We start from the raw sequence: 2948 nt of genomic DNA, 5'->3' as shown, positions 1-2948 counted from the left end.
CCACCCCCTCAACCCTCTTTCTAAACAAACCAAAACCCCCTCCATCATTCCGACAGAGGGGGCTTTAAATAAGGTGCTGACGATGACCTACTCTCACATGGGCTAACCACACTACCATCGGCGCTAAGACGTTTCACTTCTGAGTTCGGGAAGGGATCAGGTGGTTCCATCTTGCTATTGTCGTCAGCGTAAAAGGATTAACAACGCTGTTATGAGTCTGTTATTGTGTTTTATTCAAGATTGATTCAAGCTTGTTAGGTAAAATCTTTACACTTAATTATCATACAATACTTTAAGGATTTACTGTTTGATTAATTAACAGTTAAACCACTTGGGTGTTGTATGGTCAAGCCAAACGAGCAATTAGTATTGGTTAGCTACACATGTCACCATGCTTCCACACCCAACCTATCAACGTCGTAGTCTACAACGGCTCTTTAGGGAAATCTTATCTTGAGGTCGGCTTCCCGCTTAGATGCTTTCAGCGGTTATCCGATCCGAACGTAGCTACCCGGCAGTGCTTCTGGCGAAACAACCGGAACACCAGAGGTTCGTCCACTCTGGTCCTCTCGTACTAGGAGCAGATCCTCTCAAATTTCCAACGCCCACGGTAGATAGGGACCGAACTGTCTCACGACGTTCTAAACCCAGCTCGCGTACCTCTTTAAATGGCGAACAGCCATACCCTTGGGACCTGCTTCAGCCCCAGGATGAGATGAGCCGACATCGAGGTGCCAAACACCGCCGTCGATATGAACTCTTGGGCGGTATCAGCCTGTTATCCCCAGAGTACCTTTTATCCGTTGAGCGATGGCCCTTCCATACAGAACCACCGGATCACTAAGACCTACTTTCGTACCTGCTCGACTTGTGGGTCTCGCAGTTAAGCGCGCTTTTGCCTTTATACTCTTTGAACGATTTCCGACCGTTCTGAGCGCACCTTCGTACTCCTCCGTTACTCTTTAGGAGGAGACCGCCCCAGTCAAACTACCCACCATACATTGTCCTTAGATCTGTTAATCTCAAGTTAGAACCCCAACATAACCAGGGTGGTATTTCAAGGTTGGCTCCATGGCAACTGGCGTCACCACTTCAAAGCCTCCCACCTATCCTACACAAGTTAGGTCAAAGTTCAATGTAAAGCTGTAGTAAAGGTTCACGGGGTCTTTCCGTCTAGCCGCGGGTACACAGCATCTTCACTGCGATTTCGATTTCACTGAGTCTCTGCTGGAGACAGCGCTGCCATCATTATGCCATTCGTGCAGGTCGGAACTTACCCGACAAGGAATTTCGCTACCTTAGGACCGTTATAGTTACGGCCGCCGTTTACTGGGGCTTCGATCAAGAGCTTCGCTTACGCTAACCCCATCAATTAACCTTCCAGCACCGGGCAGGCATCACACCCTATACGTCCACTTTCGTGTTTGCAGAGTGCTGTGTTTTTAATAAACAGTTGCAGCAGCCTGGTATCTGCGACTGCCAACAGCTCAAAGAGCAAGTCTTATCACCATCGGCAGCGTACCTTCTCCCGAAGTTACGGTACCATTTTGCCTAGTTCCTTCAGCAGAGTTCTCTCAAGCGCCTTGGTATTCTCTACCTGACCACCTGTGTCGGTTTCGGGTACGATTTCTTTATGACTATCGCTTAGAAGCTTTTCCTGGAAGCAGGGTATTTGCCACTTCGCCAGTAAACTGGCTTGCTATCAGATCTCATTAATAGTCTAGCGGATTTGCCTACTAAACCTAACTACATCCTTCCACCTGGACAACCAACGCCAGGCTGACATAACCTTCTCCGTCCCTCCATCGCATCATAAACAAGTATCGGAATATTAACCGATTTCCCATCGACTACGCCTTTCGGCCTCGCCTTAGGGGTCGACTCACCCAGCCCCGATTAACGTTGGACTGGAACCCTTGGTCTTCCGGCGAACGGGCTTTTCACCCGTTTTGTCGTTACTCACGTCAGCATTCGCTCTTGTGATACCTCCAGCACACCTTACGATGCACCTTCACAGGCTTACACAACGCTCCCCTACCACTTAATTGAAACAATTAAATCCGCAGCTTCGGCTCCTAGTTTGAGCCCCGTTACATCTTCCGCGCAGGCCGACTCGACTAGTGAGCTATTACGCTTTCTTTAAAGGGTGGCTGCTTCTAAGCCAACCTCCTAGCTGTCTGTGCCTTCCCACATCGTTTCCCACTTAACTAGGAATTTGGGGCCTTAGCTGGCGGTCTGGGTTGTTTCCCTCTTGACGACGGACGTTAGCACCCGCCGTCTGTCTCCCGGATAGTACTCATCGGTATTCGGAGTTTGCATCGGTTTGGTAAGTCGGGATGACCCCCTAGCCGAAACAGTGCTCTACCCCCAATGGTATTCGTCCGAGGCGCTACCTAAATAGCTTTCGGGGAGAACCAGCTATCACCGAGTTTGATTAGCCTTTCACCCCTATCCACAAGTCATCCCCTGGCTTTTCAACGACAGTGGGTTCGGTCCTCCGGTGCCTGTTACGGCACTTTCAACCTGCTCATGGATAGATCACTCGGTTTCGGGTCTATACCCTGCAACTATATCGCCCTATTAAGACTCGGTTTCCCTAGGGCTCCCCTAAACGGTTAACCTTGCTACAGAATATAAGTCGCTGACCCATTATACAAAAGGTACGCCGTCACGGAACAAGTCCGCTCCGACTGCTTGTATGCACACGGTTTCAGGTTCTATTTCACTCCCCTAACAGGGGTTCTTTTCGCCTTTCCCTCACGGTACTGGTTCACTATCGGTCAGTCAGGAGTATTTAGCCTTGGAGGATGGTCCCCCCATCTTCAGACAAGATTTCACGTGTCTCGCCCTACTTAATATGTCTCATAAACAGTTTCGCATACAGGACTATCACCTACTGTGGTTGGCTTTCCCACGCCATTTTGCTACTGTAAATTCGATCGGCTCCT

The 2948-nt window shown here is 49.4% G+C and carries 2 rRNA genes (1 of these 2 cut by a window edge); both read right to left on the bottom strand.

The annotated features are described in order from the left end of the window. Positions 1 to 74 precede the first annotated feature (74 nt). A 5S ribosomal RNA gene (gene rrf / locus B5J93_RS02890) occupies positions 75 to 188 on the bottom strand. Between the two features lie 154 nt (positions 189 to 342). Further along, positions 343 to 2948: ribosomal RNA gene (locus tag B5J93_RS02885) — 23S ribosomal RNA — on the bottom strand; it runs 252 nt beyond the window's last position.

It is taken from the genome of Moraxella equi (assembly GCF_002027555.1).
Classification (GTDB): Bacteria; Pseudomonadota; Gammaproteobacteria; order Pseudomonadales; family Moraxellaceae; genus Moraxella; species Moraxella equi.
The sequence above is the reverse complement of the archived record's forward strand: the minus strand, read 5'-3'. Positions and strand labels throughout refer to the sequence as shown.